Source organism: Comamonas sp. AG1104, assembly GCF_003350425.1.
GTDB lineage: Bacteria > Pseudomonadota > Gammaproteobacteria > Burkholderiales > Burkholderiaceae_C > Comamonas > Comamonas testosteroni.
In genome coordinates this window covers 646,346-663,115 of record NZ_QQAS01000003.1, presented here as the reverse complement: position 1 = coordinate 663,115, position 16,770 = coordinate 646,346, and the positions used below count along the sequence as shown (strand labels likewise).

Here is a 16,770-nt window from a genome sequence, read left to right as displayed (position 1 = left end):
CCTTCCCCCTCTCTCGCTACGCGGGAGGGGGACGACAGCCTCGCTGCGGGGCGGCCCTTGCTAGCTGTCCCTGGTGGAGGCCCACCAAAGGATTCCCCCCATTTTTGTCAGGAGACCGCCATGCTGCTGTCCACACACCCGAATCTGCAAGCCTGCGACGATTTCTATGAAGCCCTTATCGCCACGCATCAGGGCCTGGAAACCGCGCAAAGCCATGCCCTCAATGCCCGCCTGGTGCTGCTGCTGGCCAATCACATCGGCCATCAAGAGACCTTGCTGCATGCGCTCGAACTGGCCCGCGCCAGCGCAGGATTCGCTCCTGCCGGCGCAGACCCGGGCGAGCGCGGCGCCGTGACACCGGTTGCCCCGGTACACGCTGCCGTTTGAGATGCAGCGCGCCGCCGGCCTGGCGGCAGCTGCGCCATCCCCTAAAGGCCCCGTCACCAAAATCTATTCAAGGGGCCAAGAATCAAGGAGACAAGGATGATGCAACGCAAACAGTTTCTGGCCGCACTGGCCTGCTCGACGCTGGCCTGGGCGGCAGGGCCGGCCGCCATGGCACAGGAAAAGCCCCTGGAGTGGGTCATAGGCTACGCCGCAGGCGGGGGCTCCGACGTGGTGGCCCGCGTGATTGCAGAGGCCATGGGCCGCAATCTGGAGCGCCCCATCGTCATCAACAACAAGCCCGGCGCGGGAACCAATATCGCAGCCGAGTACAGCGCGCGCTCGCATGACTTTGGCAACCTGATGTTCACGGCCGACTTCGCCACGCTGGCTGCCAACCCGTTTCTGTTCCGCAAGCTCAACTACAACGCCGAGAAAGACTTCAAGCCCGTGGGCATGCTGGTGCGCTTTCCCATGCTGCTGGTGGTCAACAACGATGTGCCGGTCAGCAATCTGACCGAGTTTGTCGCCTGGGCCAAGCAGCAGAAGACCGGCGTGAGCTGGGGCTCGGCCGGCCTGGGCAGCCCTCATCATCTGGTTGGCGAGCTGTTCCGCGAAGAAGTGGGCCTGGGCAATATGACCCATGTTCCTTATCGCGGTGCGGCGCCCGCAGTGCAGGATGTGATCGGCGGCCAGATTCCCGCCATGTGGGCCGACAGCGCCACCATCATTCCCTTCCTCGGCGAGAAAAAGCTCAAGGCCATAGGCGTGGCCAGCCCGGCCCGCATCGATGTGCTGCCCAAGGTCGCCACCTTGCAGGAGCAAGGCCTCAAGGGCTTCGAGGGCTATGCCTGGCAAGGCATCGTCGTGCCCAAGGGCAGCTCGGCCGAGGTGGTCAAGAAGTTCAGCCAGTCGCTGCAGTTTGCGCTGGCCGACACGCGCACCAAGGCCCGTCTGGCAGCCATGGGGGTCGAGCCCATGCCTGGCAGCTCCGAGCAGATGGAGAAATTTGTCGGCAACGAGCGCAGCAAATGGGGCCGTGTGATCACGGCCAACAACATCAAGCTCGATTGAGATCCGGACTCAGTGGGCCGCAGCCTGGGTGACGGACAGGCCCGGGTGCTGCGGGATATGCGTTTTTGCAGATGCAGCGCCGTGCCAGCCGTGGCAGACTGCGGGCCATGTCCGAGCCCACTCTTCTCGTTGCCGACGATCACCCGCTGTTTCGCGCAGCGCTGATCCAGGTGCTGCACGACCGCTTTCCGCAATTTCGCATTGTGGAGGCGGCCAGCGCCCAGACCCTGGGCGCGGCGATGCAGGATCATCCCGAGATCGAGCTGGTGCTGCTGGACCTGGCCATGCCCGGCGCGCGCGGCTTCTCGTCCCTGCTGCATCTGCGCGGCGAATATGCGCAGGTGCCGGTGATCATCATCTCGTCCAATGACGACCCTCGCATCATCCGCCGCGCCCAGCAGTTCGGCGCGGCAGGCTTTATCTCCAAGTCCGCGGCGGCAGACGATATGAGTGCCGCGATTGACGATGTGCTGAGCGGGGATATCAGCTTTCCCTCCATGGTGGCCGAGCGCTCGGAGGCCGATGCGGCCCTGGCCGCTCGTCTGGCCCAGCTCACGCCCCAGCAGTTTCGCGTGCTGCTGTGCATTGCCGACGGGCTGCTCAACAAGCAGATCGCGCACGAGTTGGGCCTGGCCGAGAACACCGTCAAGGTCCATGTGACGGCAATTCTCAAGAAGCTCGAATGCTATTCACGCACCCAGGCCGCTGTGCTGGTCAAGAGCCTGGAAAACGATCACGAGGTTTGATTGCCCTGGTGGCTCAAGAGCCATCTGTCCTGATAGCTTGCTGCGCTTTGTTGGTAATGGATTGAGGCCTTTTTGACCTCTTTTCTACGCAGCTTGCCGCTGCAAGCCGTCGTCGCAGTTCGATGGCTACAAGTGCGAGAAAAACTCCGGCGTCGCGTCCCAGCGATCGTGCATGCCATCGACATAAGTGATGGGAATTCGCGAAAGCTCCTCCTCCGACAGATCTTCCAGGCAACCGATATTGATGCCGTACATCTGGCCTATCGGCGTGTCGTGGCCCACACCAAAGACGCGGATGCCGCAACGTTTGCAGAAGAAATGCTGGTTCTTTTGCGAGCCAAACACATAGAGGGTGAGTTCCTTCTCGCCCGTAATAAGGCGGAAATTTTCGGGGCTGGCGATGGCGGGCCAGAACCGGCTGCGTCTGCAGATGGAGCAGTTGCAGCGATAGCTGGGCTGGCTCAGATCGAGGCCGACTTCAACCTGAACCCGGCTGCAATGGCAGCTGGCACGATAGGACTTCAGCATCTGGCGATCCCCCTGTGTTGAGACGGGCCGCCATCGGGATGTCAGCCCTGGTCGAAGCTTAGATAGTTCAGATGCTCCTGGCTACGCCAGACCGCACACCATGCATTGATATCGCTGCCGTGGGAGAAAAAAATCTCCCAGCGATGATCGACCTCGTCCTGAAAACCCTGTCTCGCCGCATTGATGAAGCGATGGCAATGGACTTGGAGCGGGCCTTCTACATCTTGCGCATCGATCAGCCAGAGGAAATCCTCTTGCCAGTCGGCGTCCAACGATACTTCATGCACAGACTTCAGACGCAGCCTGCTGACCACATCGGGCCAATGAGCGAGATCGATTCGGCAGCGCACAGCCAGGTGGTCATCAATGCCGCTGCCTCCGGCATAAAAGCCCAGTGCATAGTGCAAGTCTTCCTCTGTAGGCAGAAAGCCAATCAGATTGGCGATGAGTGACATGGGCTTGTTCACGCACATGTCTTTGCTGCTGTGTCGATGAGCCAGGCTGTCGTAGTAGCGCATGTCTTCTGCAACCGTCTAATCAAGAGCTGGCATGCAGAGGTGTGCCTCCTCATGCGGCATGGGTTCGTCCTCCCAGGGAAGACAGTACGGCAGGGGCGATCAGCCTGTGCATGGGTTTGACGGGCAGCATGTAGAGGCGGCCCAGTGCGTTCTTGACATGCACGACGGTGGTGACGGTGATGACGGTGTCCAGGGAGCTGATGTCGCTCTTGCGGTGAATGCTGAGCACGACCTTCAGATGCTTGTCGTCGTCGCCGATCAGGGCTTCATCAAAGGTGTTCTCGAACATCGTGAAGATGCCGACCCTGTCGCCCGGGCCGTAGCTGGCTGCTGGCTTTCCGAGCTTCAGGGCCGACAGGGTGCCCAGGTTCTTGAGTCCCGCCAGGCCTCCCACCAGATTGCGCGCACGCATGCAGATTTCAATCCAGCGCGGCGTTTTGCGCGCGGCAAGAATGAAGTGGTCCAGTGCAGACAGGCCTGTGGCGTCCGAGATGATGCTCCAGGAGTCGTGAAAGCTGGCTCCGGCCAATCGATCTGCGATGCGGCTGCCGGGCGGAACGGCGGATTCAACGGGATGATGGTGCATGCGGTCTGGCCTGAGTGGCGTGAGCTGCGGGCCGGAAATACCGCAGAGGCTGCAGCAGCATATCGAAGAATCCGCCGCTCGGCTTGCGCAGCCACGGCGTGCAGAGGGTCGCTCTTCCTGAATTCATAGCGAGAGTGCAATGCGCTGAAAGCGCCGCCGCTGGAAATGACTTTGTTTCTCAGGCGCTGCCGCCATCTCGTCCGCGCAGAAAAGTCTGGCTCATCAGCGCCCGCAGCGCCGGCGGTCTGACCGGTTTGGCGAGAAAGCCCCAGCCGCGTTCGGCAGCCTGGCGGCGCAGGGTGCTGTCGCCTTCGGCGGTCAGCAGGATGACCGGAGGCTGCTGCCCCCAGCGCTCGCAGAGCAGGGCATAGACATCGGGGCCGTAGAGCTGGCCCAGATGCACATCGAGCAGCACCAGTTGCGGGGCATTGCCGGGCGCTGCATAGGCCAGGGCTTCGGGGGCGTTGGCGGCCAGCGGCACATCGCAGCCCCAGCGCTCGAGCAGGGCGCAGGTGGCGTCGCGGGTGGCGGGATCGTCCTCTACATACCAGACGGTGCCGCCCTGCAGCGGGCTGTCCACGCGGGCGCTTGGAGACGGCTGCTGCGATACCGGCGTCAATGCTGCAGCCTGCCCCAGTGGAACCTTGACCCAGAAGACGCTTCCCTTGCCCAGGGTGGAGCGCAGGCCGATCTCATGGTCCAGCAATCTGCCCAGGCGCTCCACGATGGCCAGGCCCAGGCCGGTGCCGCGGTCGTCGGCATGGCCTTCGTCGAGGCGGCGGAACTCTTCGAAGATTTCCTTTTGCAGGCTCTGGGGGATGCCCGGCCCCTGGTCATGCACCTCGATGCGCACCTGGTCGCCCTGGCGGCGACAGCCCACGACGATACGGCCCTTGCGCGTGTAGCGGATGGCGTTGGAGACGAAGTTCTGCAGTATGCGACGCAGCAGGGCCTCGTCGCTGCGCACGATCAGCCGGCTGGGCATGCAGTGCAGGCTCAGGCCCTCGCTTTCGGCCTGCAGCGCAAAATTGTTGTGCACCACTTCCAGCAAGGAACTGAGCGCGAAATCGCGCACACGGACTTCGAGCTGGCCCGATTCCATGCGCGAGATATCGAGCAGGCTGGTGAGGATGGCATCCTGCGAGGCCAGTGCCTTGTCCACCCGCTGGGCCAGCTGGCGGCCCGCATCATCATGCAGATAGGTGGGCAGCAGGCTGGTGAAGATGCGCGCCGCATTCAGCGGCTGCAGCAGGTCATGCACGGCCGAGGCGACAAAGCGGGTCTTGTAGCGGTTGGCGCGCTCGGCCTCCTGTTTGGCCTGGGCCAGGTCCCGGGTGCGGTCGGCAATGCGCTTTTCCAGCGTATCGGCCAGATTGCGCAGCTCGCGCGCCGTGTTCTTGTAGCTGGTGATGTCGGCATAGCTGGTGACAAAGCCGCCATCGGGCAGGGGGTTGCCGCGAATCTCCAGCACCGTGCCGTCGCCCTTGGCACTCTCGTGCAGATGGGGGCTGCCGCTGCGCAGATGCTGGAGCCGGCGCTGGATCGCGGGCTCCACATCGCCCTTGCCCAGCAGGCCGCGCCTGGCGTTGTGGCGTATCAGGGCCTCGATGGGCTGGCCCACATGCATCAGCTCGGGCGGGTAGCGGAACAGCTCCACATAGCGCGAGTTCCAGGCCACCAGCCGCAGCTGCGGGTCCACCACCACCACGCCTTGCGGCAGGTGCTGCAGGCTGCGCGAAAGTCCGGTGTCGGCCTGCTTGGCGGCCTGGACAATGCCGTCCTGCGCGGTGCGCAGCTCCTGCGCATGCTGGTGCAGAACGGTCTCCAGCTCCTTGCGGCTGCGCTGGCGCAGGGCTGCCAGGCGCTGGCGCTGGCGGATGTAGAGCACCAGCAGCGATGCGGCCAGCCACAGGCCGCCAGCGGCCACTGCCGCCCAGTGGCTGGCTGTCTGGCTATGGGCGATGTCGTGCAGCAGGTGCAGCTGCCATTGGCTTTCGGGCAGTTCCATGCGCAGCCAGAGCATGGGGTCGACCAGTGGCGGCTGGCTGAAATGGGCCAGCATGCCGATGCCAGCAGGCTGCCGGCTGGTGCGATAGCCCAGCGGAATCAGGGCCTGGCCCGCGTATTGATGGGTGTCTCGCACTACCTGCTGGTCGCTGCTGGACAGCGGCTCCAGCAGGCGGTAGCGCCATTCGTCGCGGTTGGAGAGAAAGACCACGCCATGCTCGTCCGAGGCGAAGACGATGTCGGGCGACTGGCTCCACTCGCCTTCGAGTTCCTGAAACAGGATCTTGATGGCGATGAGTCCAAGCACCGAACCGTCATTATCATGAATGGCCTGGGAAAGAAAGTAGCCGGGCAGACCGGTGGTCATGCCTATGCCGTAGAAGCGGCCACTGCCCTGGCTCAGCGCCTGGGTCACATAGGGGCGAAAGCTGTAGTCCTCGCCCACATTGCTGTGCGAGTCGCGCCAGTTGCTGGCGGCCAGGGCCTTGCCGCTTTTGTCGATGAGAGTCAGCGTGGAGGCCTGGCTGGCGCCGTTGGCCTGCTCCAGCTTGTGGTTGAGCCTGTCCACCTCGGTGGCGCTGAGCGGGTGGCTGAGCGCGCTCTTGAGTTCGGCATCGAGCGCCAGCACCTCGGGCAGGGTGCGGTAGCGATCCACGCGCTGCACCATGGCCTGTGCATAGAGCGTGAGCTGGCGCTGCACGCTCTCGCTTTCATCGTGCAAAGAGGTCTGCAGCGCGACGCGACTGGCAGCCCACATGCTCAACAGCATGCCGCTGAGTACGATGACAAGGGTCAGAAAGAGTCGGTTTCGGGCAAGGTTTCGCGCAAGACGCATGACGAGGGCGGGTGATCAAGGAGCCCAGTGTGGCTCTGGAGCAGGTTCAGTGCGGATTTTGACGCCTAGGGATTTCCCTAAGTTGGTGCATGCTCTCCCTAGGAGCGCACCCCGACCTAATACCAATGGGTTATCGGCACAAAAAGGGCGCGGGAGTACAAACGGCAGCAATTCGGCGCACCACGGTGGTGCGCCCGCAATCTTGGAGATGCAGCGTGCACACTCTGCCCACCGAATCTGCTCCGCGCGAGCACTTGCCGTTCTACCGTCAGCTCTACTTCCAGGTGGTGTTCGCCATCATCGTGGGCGTGCTGCTGGGGCATTTCGAGCCCGCCTATGGCGAGGCCATGAAGCCCTTTGGCGATGCCTTCATCAAGCTCATCAAGATGATCATCGCGCCGGTGATCTTCCTGACCATCGTTACCGGCATCGCCAGCATGACGCACCTGAGCGCCGTGGGCCGTGTGTTCGGCAAGGCTATGGCGTATTTCCTGACCTTCTCCACACTGGCGCTGGTCGTGGGTCTGATCGTGGCCAATGTGATGCAGCCCGGCGCCGGCATGCACATCAACCCCGCCGATCTGGACCAGACGGCCGTCAAGGGCTATGTGGCCAAGTCGCACGAGATGACGCTGACCGGCTTCGTGATGGACATCATCCCCAAGACGCTGATCAGTCCGTTCGTGGGTGACAACATCCTGCAGGTGCTGCTGGTGGCCGTGCTGTTCGGTGTGTCCCTGGCCATGGTCGGCGAGGCCGGCAAGCCCGTGCTGAACTTCTTTGAAAGCCTGACCAAGCCCGTGTTCAAGCTGGTCAACATCGTGATGAAGTTCGCTCCCATCGGCGCGTTTGGTGCCATGGCCTTCACCATCGGCAAGTTCGGTCTGGGCTCGCTGGTCAACCTGGCCGAGCTGGTGCTGACCTTCTACATCACCTCGGCCCTGTTCGTGCTGGTGATTTTGGGTGCCGTGGCGCGCTTTTGCGGCTTCTCCGTGCTCAAGCTGATCAAGTACCTCAAGGACGAGCTGCTGCTGGTGCTGGGTACATCGTCTTCCGAATCGGCTCTGCCTTCGCTGATGCACAAGATGGAAAAAGCCGGCTGCAGCAAGTCCGTCGTCGGTCTGGTCGTGCCCACCGGCTACTCCTTCAACCTGGATGGCACCAATATCTACATGACGCTGGCCGCGTTGTTCATTGCCCAGGCGACCGATACCCATCTGACCCTGGGCCACCAGATCGCGCTGCTGCTGGTTGCCATGCTGTCGTCCAAGGGCGCGGCGGGCGTGACGGGGGCTGGCTTCATCACCCTGGCCGCGACCCTGGCCGTGGTGCCCGAGGTGCCCGTGGCCGGCATGGCACTGATTCTGGGTGTAGACCGCTTCATGTCCGAATGCCGTTCGCTGACCAACTTCATCGGTAACGCCGTCGCCACCGTGGTGGTCTCCAAGTGGGAAAACGCGCTGGACTACGAAAAGCTGGATGCTGCTCTGGCAGGCAAGGAAGAAAACGAGGCGGTGTCCGCTCACGCCTGAGCGAGCACAGACCCCATGAAAAAAGCCCCGACCTGATGGTCGGGGCTTTTTTCATGGGCTTCAGGCTTGAGCCCAGTCAGGGAAAGCGCTGGTGGCTATTGCTTTTATGGAATTCAGGCGGAGAGCGGGGGCGCCGCCAGCAAGTCATGGGCTGCGAGCACGCGCAGGGTGTCGCGCCCCAGGCTCTTGCTGCGGGGCAGAAAGCGCACCCAGCTCAGTTTGTTGACGGTTCGCTCCAGTACCTGCCGGGCCTCGGCGGGAAGCTGCTGCACAAACTGCTGCCAGGCCTGTCGGGCCTGCTCCAGCGCACCTGCCTGCTGCAGAAACAGTGCCGTGGACTGGGCGTAGTTGAGCGCATCGCGCGCCATGCAGACAGCTTGCGGCAAATGGGCAGCAGGGTCGTCTTCAAAGTCGATGAAGCCTATGACCCCGTCGGCGCAGACCACCATATTGCGCGCCACGGCCTGGCTCAGCACCTCGCCGCGGGCATGTGCCTGCTGTATGGCCTCCAGGCCTCTTTGCCAGAGTTGCAGCGTGGCCTGTGCCCCTTGGGCAATCGCGTCTTCGATGGCATTGCTCAGCGATGGAGCCTCTTCGCCCGGGCGGCCCAGATGGCGCATCACAAAGGCCTGCTCGTGCGTGGCCAGCACTTGCGGCACGCGCAGGCCCTTGGCCATGAAACTGCGCAGGCGGCGCACCTCGGTTTGCAGGGACTCGGTCCCGCCGGGGTTGGGCACGGGCTGCAGCACGGCGGCCCTGAACAGCTTGGCCAGCGTGTTCAGCAGCCAGTAGTTGAGGGCCGGGTTGCCTTTGTTGGCGCGCTTGACCCAAAGGGTTTCATGCGCCAGTTCATAGCGCATGATGCTGTGAGGCTGGTTCAGATGCTCGCGCAGGAATGCCTGGTAATCGATGGCGTTCTGCGTAGAGGGCATCTGCTCTTGGGCGGAAATATCCTGAGATGGCACGGCTTGGGGTCTGTCGGGCGCGCGAAGCTCTGGCTTCTCAGGTCCAGATGCCGTTGCGCTGGGGAAAAGCCTGAGATTGTGCCGCGTTGTCGGCACTACCCGCAGCAGAGGGGCGCAATACGGGCTCGTGCAGCGGCTGAAAGCTCTGTGCCGTGGCCAGCGGCCAGTAGTTCTGGAAGACCTTGTGCTGGCGCTCCAGGTTCTTGAGCAGGCAGCCTGGCTCCACGCGCAGTATCAGGTTGGACAGCAGGCTGACCTGGGTGTCGTCCAGCCGGCGCACGATATGGTGGGCCGTGATTTCGTTGGGATGCCTGAGGCCGGCGGCCTGAACCAGCTCCTGCAGCGCATGCAAGGTGTTCTTGTGGAAGTTGGCCACGCGCGTGGCCTTGTCGGGCACGACCAGCGCCTGCTGGCGCACGGCGTCTTGCGTGGTGACGCCCGTGGGGCAGGTGCCGGTGTGGCAGCTCTGTGCCTGGATGCAGCCCAGCGCCATCATGAAGCCGCGCCCTGAATTGCACCAGTCGGCGCCCAGGGCCATCATGCGGGCAATGTCGAAGGCCGTGATGACCTTGCCGGCCGCGCCGATCTTGATGCGCTGGCGCAGGTTCGCTCCCAGCAGCGTGTTGTGCACCAGCAGCAGGCCTTCTTGCAGTGGCACGCCCACATGGTCGACAAACTCAACAGGCGCAGCGCCCGTGCCGCCTTCGGCACCGTCGACGACGATGAAGTCGGGCGTGATATTGGTTTCCAGCATGGCCTTGACCATGGCAAACCATTCCCAGGGGTGACCGACACAGAACTTGAAGCCCGTGGGCTTGCCGCCAGAAAGACGGCGCAGCCTGGCAATGAACTGCATCAGCTCCACAGGGGTGGAGAATGCGCTGTGGCTTGAGGGCGAGATGCAGTCCACGCCAATGGGTATACCGCGCGCTGCTGCAATTTCGGGAGTGACCTTGGCGCCGGGAAGCATGCCGCCATGGCCGGGTTTGGCGCCCTGGCTGAGCTTGATCTCTATCATCTTGACCTGCGGATCGGTGGCGTTGGCGATGAATTTCTCTTCGCTGAACGTGCCGTCCGCATTGCGGCAGCCGAAGTAGCCCGAGGCCACCTCCCAGATCAGATCGCCGCCATGCATGCGGTGGTACTGGCTGATCGAGCCTTCGCCCGTGTCGTGGATGAAGCCGCCCATCTTCGCGCCCTGGTTCAGCGCCTGGATGGCATTGCCCGACAGCGCACCAAAGCTCATGGCGGAGATATTGAAGACGCTGGCGTGATAAGGGCGGGTGCAGGGGTCCACTCCTTCAGCTGGTTGCTCCTGCGTGCCGCCAATCCACAGGCGGAAGTCATGCGAGCTGAGCTTGGTGGGTTGCAGGGAGTGGTTGACCCACTCATAGCCCTGCTGACTGACGTCGAGCTGGGTGCCGAACGGCCGGTTGTCGACCTGGCCTTTGGCACGCTGATAGACCAGCGAGCGCTGGGCGCGCGAGAAAGGCTGGGCCTCGGTATCGCCTTCGATGAAGTACTGACGAATCTCGGGACGGATGAATTCGAAGATGAAACGCAAATGTCCCATGACGGGATAGTTGCGCAGAATGGCATGCTGCTTTTGCAGCAGATCCCAGATGCCCAGCAGCACCAACAGGCCTGAAGCGACCAGCCATCCAAGCCCCCTGTCTGCTGTCGTCAGCGTGTAGAGCGAGATGCCCAGCACGACCACCGAAATGGCTAGCGCGCTATAGCGCAGAGGCAGACTGTTGAAGAAGCGATGCACTGCAGATACTCCCATGGCAGGGTGTGTTGATGGTGGCCCGCTAAAATTCAGCCTGTACGGGAGCATCCTGCCCCCAGCTCCATCTCCCGGCCCTGCACTTCGATAGTGATGAAACGGTCCGGGCCATCATAAAAGCCTTTCCCTATGCAAGAACAAGCACCTAACTCCGCAGCAGAAGACGCGGTCCTCGCCGACATGCCCGAGGGCGCACTGAGCAACGATCAGCTTGAAGAGCTGGATGCGCTGCTCGATGAGCTGCGCACCCGTGGCGACGAAATCCCCCAGTGGGAATTCTGTGACGGTTTCCTGACCGCTCTGGTCTGCACGCGTCGCCCCATCGCCGCAGCCGAATACATGCCCATGTTGCTGGGCGATGGCGAAGCCCTGCAAGTGGCCGAAGGCCAGCCCCTGCCCAAGCTGGAAGTCTTCAAGGACGAGGCCCAGCAGGCACGTTTCATGGAGCTGTTCGAGCTGCGCCTGGCCGAAGTGCGCGAGCAGCTCGATGCCGACATCAAGTCCCTGGCCGACGACGCCGCCTTCCAGCCCGAAGCACTGGACACGCGTGGCGCCATCGCCATCCTGCCCGAAGCCGAGCAGGCCGAGCTGGCCGGCGAAGAAGTGCCCTCGTTCTCGCAAGTGTGGGCGTTGGGCTTCATGTTTGTGGTGGAGAACTGGGCCGACGAATGGGCCGCTCCCCGCGACAAGGAAGCAGCCCAGTTGCTGGATGCGGCCATGGAGTTCATCGTCAACCTGACCGAAGACGACACCGATGAGCCGGCGCTGAATCTGTACGACGAAGCCGGCCCCGCCTCGACCAGCCAGGAGCGTGTGGACGCCTTTGGCGAAGCCATCTGGGCCGTGTATGACCTGTACCGCCTGTGGAAGAGCATGGGCCCCCGCCAGGAAACCATCGTGAAGGGCGAGCAGCCCGGCCGCAATGACCCCTGCCCTTGCGGTAGCGGCAAGAAGTTCAAGAAGTGCCACGGGGCCTGACCAGAGCCACCGCCTGAGGCTCTTTGAGCTTTCCCGCCAAGAGGCGGCAGCATCACCGCAGGGCGGTCTTTGCTTGCTGCCTCCGCGTTGGGGATAGCTGCGTTGCAGAGTCCTCTCTCAAGGCGTCTCGGTTGTCGGGAGGCTCAAACTAAAAAAGGCCGCGTGACATTTGCGTAGGCATTGCCGTTCAGTGTGGGTTAGTGGAATAGATGACGCATTTAGGTGAGCGCATACGCGCCCGGCGACAGGCGCTGGGTTTGAGTCAGGGGCGCTTGGCGCAGATGGCGGATGTCACTGCATCCGCCATCTCGCAGATCGAGTCGGGAGCCATTCGCACTCTCAAGAATGACACACTGGCAAGACTGGCCGTCGCGCTGCAGACCACGGCGCTGGAATTGATGGCAGGTCTGCATTCCGAGACCGCATCGCTACCCAGCGACGAGCAGCGCTTGCTCGATTGCTATAGAAAACTGCAGCCACCGCTGCAGGACATTGCTCTCAAACTGATTAAAGCTCTGCAGTGATTTCCGAGTCGCGGTATTGAGCGATCTCTTTTGTTTCAAAAAGGCCTGTTAACTACAGGCCTTTTTGTTTTTTCATTCAAGAACAAGGGTTAACCCGATTACTAAATGTAGGATGAAATCCAATGGTCTGTAGGAAATGAATGAAGATTGCGTAGATTGAACCGGAAGCTACACGTGAGGGATTAGTCGGAAGAATTGCAGATGATCTCTTTCGGTTTGTGAAGTGATTGTTTTTATTGGATTTTTTTGGTGCGATGGAGCTTGCTGCCAGAGGATTGAAATTGTTGAGAGCTATGCTGCATATTTGTTGATAGCTATTTCAAATATTTCAAGATGTTTCTTGATCCGTAAGATCAGTTCCGCGGTGGTCGAAAAGGTCGCCACGGCGATTCTTCAACCTGATTGTTCAAGGAGCTGATCATGAAAGACCAAATCATCAAATTCTGGCGTGATGAAGAAGGTGCAACGGCGATTGAGTACGGCCTGATCGCAGGGCTGATTGCTGTGGGAATCATTGCCTCTGTCACAAATATTGGGACACAGTTAAAGGCATTGTTTGATGCGGTCGTAAATAAGCTTACCGCAATACCGAAAACCTGATTGGGTAGTGAATGAGTATCTTCGATGAGAATTTATATTTCAGTTTCTCAAGGAAAAAATTATGAAGGATCAATTTATTAAATTCTGGATCGATGAAGAAGCTGCAACAGCGATTGAGTATGGATTGATTGCTGGATTGATTGCAGTAGGAATTATTGCTTCCGTTACCAACATCGGATCACAGTTGGTATTGATATTCGGTGCGATTGTGGATAAGTTGACGGCTATTTCAAAGACATGATCCATGGGAATATTGTTTTTGCTTTGGATGTGTTATGCGGCTGTCTACGATGCCTTGCACAGGCGTTGCGAGAACTGGGTGATCATCTTAGGAATATTGCTGGCATTGGCTTCAGTGTCAGTATTTAAAGATGCGCATCCAGTTTCCATCAGTCTTGGTGATTCTTTGTTAGGATTTTTCACTGCATTTGTGGTTCTTTTGTTTTTTTACTCAAGAAATATGATGGGTGCCGGTGATGTGAAATTTGCTGCAGTTGTCGGTTTGTGGGTCGGTTTTGATTTGCTCCTGCCTATCTGGGCACTCAGTTGTTTTTTTGCTGTATTGCATGGAATTTTTGCTAAATTCAGGATAGTATATTTTTTATCTGGTTCACTTGTTTGGGGTGAACGGAATTTTGTGAGAAATGATCGATTCATTCCTTACGTGACATATATGTCAGTCGCAACAGTGATTATCTTGATGTTCAATAAATAAAGGGGAAATGGAGGGTATATGCAAACAAAGAGCCAAAATGGTGCTGCCGCCATTGAGTTTGCAATCCTTTTTCCCATTTTTTTCCTGATTTTCTACGCAGTTGTTACCTATGGGCTGATTTTTGCTGCGCAGCAAACGTTGACGCTAGCTGCTGCGGAAGGCGCAAGAGCTGCGGTGCGTTATCCGTCTGTACCGTCAGGCAGCACCATGACCAAGGCCGCACAGTTGCAGGCCCGGCTCACTGCGGCATGCGCTACTGCCAATGTCGCGACTGATTGGCTGAAAAATATTGGAGCAGGCTTAGGGACTGCATCGTGCAGTACCGGAGTTAGTACTGCTGCTGGTGTTTATGCCACCTCTGGCCAATGCGGCACGGGTTCGGCGAGTTTCACTCCCTCTGGTGATACTAGTTTGGTGAACTGCGTCACGATGCAGGTGAACTACAACTACGCTGTCGCACCTCTAATCCCAAAGCTGCTCGGTCCTTTACTCAGTTTGCCCACGCCTAATCTTTTGCAAGGCAAGGCAGTGGCTCAGATTAGCTTGATTGACTGACTACAACGATAAAGCCCTGCCATAGATGGCAGAGCATGAAGAGAGGAAGTTATGGTGAATCTCGCAAAGATCGCTGTCGGTGTATTGCTGGCCATTGCGTTGGCCTTGGGTGTTTATGGCTGGATGCTGGCCAAGACGCCTCAAGCGAGTGACCCTCAAGTTCAGGCCAGCAATAGCGACAGCAAGTCCAGCGCCGACGTGAGCGTCGTTGTGGCGGCACAAGCCATTCCTGCTGGGCAAGCGCTCAAAGCCGAGGACCTTCAACTCTCCGCTCTTCCTTCCAAGCTTGATGGTGCTTATGACGATGTGGCTGCTGCAGTGGGGTCTGTGCCAGCGGTTGACATCCCCAAAGGCGCTCCTGTGCTCAAAGGGCAGATGGTGACGGGCCTTGCCCTGAAGGTCGCAGAAGGTGAGCGTGCTGTTGCTGTCAAGGTCGATGAAAGCATTGGCGCAGGCAACCGTATACGACCAGGCGACTTTGTCGATGTGTTTTTTGTTCTGCGCCGCGATGGCAATGAAATCGACCAGAGCCAGGCTCGCTTGCTGCTTTCGCGCAAGCGCGTGCTTGCCTATGGCGCTGCATCAGTCGATGCACTGACCACGGCTGAAAAAACTGACGGCAAGCAGGCCAGTGGCCCTGACAACGCACGCACCGCAGTGCTTGCAGTACCTGTGGCAGAGGTGAGTCAATTGGCCTTGGGAGGCTCTAGCGGCAGCTTGGTACTAGCACTGCGCAATCCGACGGATATGACAGAGCCGGACATGGAAAAGTTTGCGCCGCTGCCCGGCGTGCTGACTGTGGCCATGCCCAAAGGCGCTGTTGTAGCGCCGCTGGAAGGTGCTGACGCAGCGCAGGCCGGTGTGGCCATGAGCAGCCTGGCTGGGTCTGCAGGCACTTCTGCAGCGCGCACGAGTGCTGCCAAGCCGATGACAGCTGGTGTTGCCAAGCCTGCAGTGCCGCGCACGCGTACTGCATCTGCAGACACCTCCCTGCCTGTTGAATTTGTACGTGGCGCCAACTCTCAAACCGTGCGGTACTGAGCTATGAATAACAAGATTTTCTGGATCTCGACCCGCACTGCGCCAATGAAGCCGCTGCATCTGCTCTGCGGCCTGTCCTTGAGTGCCGTCACTGTCCCGGCCCTTGCGCAGCAGGCCCCCAATGCAGGCGAAAGCAGAGCGCAGCAAGCAACAGCAGCCAGGGAAATCAAGCTGGTCATGGGGGCTCAGCATGAGCTGGATCTGCCTGGCGGTGTGGAGCGCATTGCAATCGGCGACGACACGATTGCGGCGGTGCATATCAAGCGTGCGGGCAAGGGTGCTGCCGCCAAGATCTTGTTGAGCCCGCTCAAGCCCGGCAGTACATCTTTCATGGTGTGGCCGCGCGGTGAAGCGCAGGCGCAGAGCTATATGCTCAATGTGCAACAGCGTGTGGACTTGCGCACAGCCAGGGCCTCCAGCCTGATAGAGCAGCAGTTTGCCGGTGAGTTGGCGAACGCGCAGTCGGCTGACAAGGCCAAGACCGTCGATCTCTCCAGCGTCCAGCTCAAGAGCAATGTGGTGCAGGTCGATGTCAAGGTGGTCGAGTTCAACAAGACCCAGATGAAGAAGGTGGGTCTCAACCTGTTCAGCACGTCCCCTAACAGCTCCGGCTTCAGCTTTGGCATTTTTGGACGCGGCTCTTATGGCATTAGCGGGGGGAGTTCCACGACGGGCGCCTCTGCGAATCCTTTGACTCAGGCCTTCAACTTGCTGATGCAGTTCGACAAGGCCGGCATCGGTGTCAATATCGGCATGCTCGAAGGCAATAATCTGGCGCGGGTGCTGGCGGCTCCGACCCTGGTGGCTTTGTCCGGCCAAAGCGCCAATTTTCTGTCCGGCGGCGAAGTGCCGGTTCCCGTGCCTGCGGGCACGGGCATGGTGGCCATACAGTACAAGCCTTACGGCATTGGTTTGACGGTCTCTCCCACGGTGCTGTCCAACGATCGCATCGTGCTCAAGGTGGCGCCTGAGGCCAGCGAGCTGGACTATGCCAACACCATTGTTCTGAACAGCGCGACCGTCCCTTCGATTACCACGCGCCGTGCCGATACGACGGTGGAGCTGGGCGACGGCGAAAGCTTTGTGATTGGCGGCCTGGTCAGCCGCAACACCACATCAGGCACCGACAAGGTTCCTTTGTTGGGCGATATCCCGATTTTGGGTGTGCTATTTAAGCGCCAGGAGTTTCAGCAAAAGGAGAGCGAGCTGGCGATTGTGGTCACGCCGCGCCTTGTCAAGCCGCTGGCCCGCGATGTGAATGTGGAGCCGCTGCTGCCCGGGCGCACCGAGCAGCGTGATCCTGCGGTGTGGGGTCCATGGATCGCGGGAGGCCTGTCGTCTAGCGTGGCGCCAGGCTTCTCGCGCTGAGTGTCAGAGTAGAGACATGAATATGCGC

At 60.2% G+C, this 16,770-nt stretch carries 18 protein-coding genes; 12 read left to right on the top strand and 6 right to left on the bottom strand.

Annotation, left to right across the window (positions count from 1 at the left end):
• The first annotated feature begins 120 nt into the window (after positions 1-120).
• The 3 genes from DFO48_RS11550 to DFO48_RS11540 all read left to right on the top strand — a co-directional run bounded on the left by DFO48_RS11550 (position 121) and on the right by DFO48_RS11540 (position 2,204).
• Positions 121-387, top strand: coding sequence for a DUF2783 domain-containing protein (locus tag DFO48_RS11550; protein ID WP_114863457.1), 267 nt, complete (start codon positions 121-123; stop codon positions 385-387).
• A gap of 96 nt (positions 388-483) precedes the next feature.
• The gene (locus DFO48_RS11545; protein WP_003081051.1) at positions 484-1,458 is read left to right on the top strand and encodes a tripartite tricarboxylate transporter substrate binding protein; all 975 of its coding nucleotides are present in this window, start codon (positions 484-486) and stop codon (positions 1,456-1,458) included.
• 107 nt (positions 1,459-1,565) lie between these two features.
• The gene (locus tag DFO48_RS11540; RefSeq protein WP_003081054.1) at positions 1,566-2,204 is read left to right on the top strand and encodes a response regulator transcription factor; all 639 of its coding nucleotides are present in this window, start codon (positions 1,566-1,568) and stop codon (positions 2,202-2,204) included.
• A 126-nt stretch (positions 2,205-2,330) separates the two neighbouring features.
• Here the strand turns inward: DFO48_RS11540 and DFO48_RS11535 are convergent, their stop codons facing one another.
• From DFO48_RS11535 to DFO48_RS11520, 4 genes are all read right to left on the bottom strand, one after another.
• Positions 2,331-2,732: a GFA family protein gene (locus DFO48_RS11535; protein ID WP_114863456.1), complete on the bottom strand. Its 402-nt coding sequence runs from the start codon at positions 2,730-2,732 to the stop codon at positions 2,331-2,333.
• 41 nt (positions 2,733-2,773) lie between these two features.
• Positions 2,774-3,250, bottom strand: a complete 477-nt coding sequence (locus tag DFO48_RS11530) for a hypothetical protein (protein WP_114863455.1) — start codon at positions 3,248-3,250, stop codon at positions 2,774-2,776.
• Positions 3,251-3,299: 49 nt separating this feature from the next.
• Entirely contained in the window at positions 3,300-3,836 is a 537-nt protein-coding gene (locus DFO48_RS11525; protein WP_114863454.1) for a DUF2867 domain-containing protein, read from the bottom strand.
• Positions 3,837-4,014: 178 nt separating this feature from the next.
• Positions 4,015-6,678 carry a PAS-domain containing protein gene (locus DFO48_RS11520; RefSeq protein ID WP_114863453.1) on the bottom strand — a complete coding sequence of 888 codons (2,664 nt, stop codon included), beginning with the start codon at positions 6,676-6,678 and terminating at the stop codon, positions 4,015-4,017.
• Between the two features lie 215 nt (positions 6,679-6,893).
• Between DFO48_RS11520 and DFO48_RS11515 the strand changes: the two genes are divergently transcribed.
• The gene (locus DFO48_RS11515) at positions 6,894-8,210 is read left to right on the top strand and encodes a dicarboxylate/amino acid:cation symporter (RefSeq protein ID WP_042437594.1); all 1,317 of its coding nucleotides are present in this window, start codon (positions 6,894-6,896) and stop codon (positions 8,208-8,210) included.
• Positions 8,211-8,323: 113 nt separating this feature from the next.
• On the opposite strand, the gene DFO48_RS11510 is transcribed toward DFO48_RS11515, so the two are convergent.
• Both DFO48_RS11510 and DFO48_RS11505 read right to left on the bottom strand, forming a co-directional pair.
• On the bottom strand, positions 8,324-9,142 hold the full coding sequence (locus DFO48_RS11510; RefSeq protein ID WP_114863452.1) for an RIO1 family regulatory kinase/ATPase: 819 nt from the start codon (positions 9,140-9,142) through the stop codon (positions 8,324-8,326).
• 70 nt (positions 9,143-9,212) lie between these two features.
• Positions 9,213-10,961, bottom strand: coding sequence for an FMN-binding glutamate synthase family protein (locus tag DFO48_RS11505; protein ID WP_114863451.1), 1,749 nt, complete (start codon positions 10,959-10,961; stop codon positions 9,213-9,215).
• Positions 10,962-11,141: 180 nt separating this feature from the next.
• Between DFO48_RS11505 and DFO48_RS11500 the strand changes: the two genes are divergently transcribed.
• The 8 genes from DFO48_RS11500 (at position 11,142) to DFO48_RS11465 (ending at position 16,742) form a co-directional block, all read left to right on the top strand.
• Complete coding sequence (locus DFO48_RS11500; RefSeq protein WP_003076152.1) at positions 11,142-11,939, top strand: YecA family protein; 798 nt, start codon at positions 11,142-11,144, stop codon at positions 11,937-11,939.
• A gap of 209 nt (positions 11,940-12,148) precedes the next feature.
• On the top strand, positions 12,149-12,463 hold the full coding sequence (locus tag DFO48_RS11495) for a helix-turn-helix domain-containing protein (RefSeq protein ID WP_034348855.1): 315 nt from the start codon (positions 12,149-12,151) through the stop codon (positions 12,461-12,463).
• A gap of 420 nt (positions 12,464-12,883) precedes the next feature.
• The gene (locus DFO48_RS11490) at positions 12,884-13,063 is read left to right on the top strand and encodes a Flp family type IVb pilin (RefSeq protein ID WP_114863526.1); all 180 of its coding nucleotides are present in this window, start codon (positions 12,884-12,886) and stop codon (positions 13,061-13,063) included.
• A 61-nt stretch (positions 13,064-13,124) separates the two neighbouring features.
• Positions 13,125-13,304: a Flp family type IVb pilin gene (locus DFO48_RS11485; protein ID WP_114863450.1), complete on the top strand. Its 180-nt coding sequence runs from the start codon at positions 13,125-13,127 to the stop codon at positions 13,302-13,304.
• 3 nt (positions 13,305-13,307) lie between these two features.
• The gene (locus DFO48_RS11480; protein ID WP_114863449.1) at positions 13,308-13,778 is read left to right on the top strand and encodes a prepilin peptidase; all 471 of its coding nucleotides are present in this window, start codon (positions 13,308-13,310) and stop codon (positions 13,776-13,778) included.
• Positions 13,779-13,796: 18 nt separating this feature from the next.
• Positions 13,797-14,333, top strand: a complete 537-nt coding sequence (locus DFO48_RS11475; RefSeq protein ID WP_114863448.1) for a TadE/TadG family type IV pilus assembly protein — start codon at positions 13,797-13,799, stop codon at positions 14,331-14,333.
• Between the two features lie 51 nt (positions 14,334-14,384).
• Positions 14,385-15,374 (top strand): Flp pilus assembly protein CpaB, encoded by a 990-nt coding sequence (gene cpaB / locus DFO48_RS11470; protein WP_114863447.1) that lies wholly within the window; start codon positions 14,385-14,387, stop codon positions 15,372-15,374.
• A gap of 3 nt (positions 15,375-15,377) precedes the next feature.
• Positions 15,378-16,742, top strand: coding sequence for a type II and III secretion system protein family protein (locus tag DFO48_RS11465; RefSeq protein ID WP_114863446.1), 1,365 nt, complete (start codon positions 15,378-15,380; stop codon positions 16,740-16,742).
• Positions 16,743-16,770: the final 28 nt, after the last annotated feature.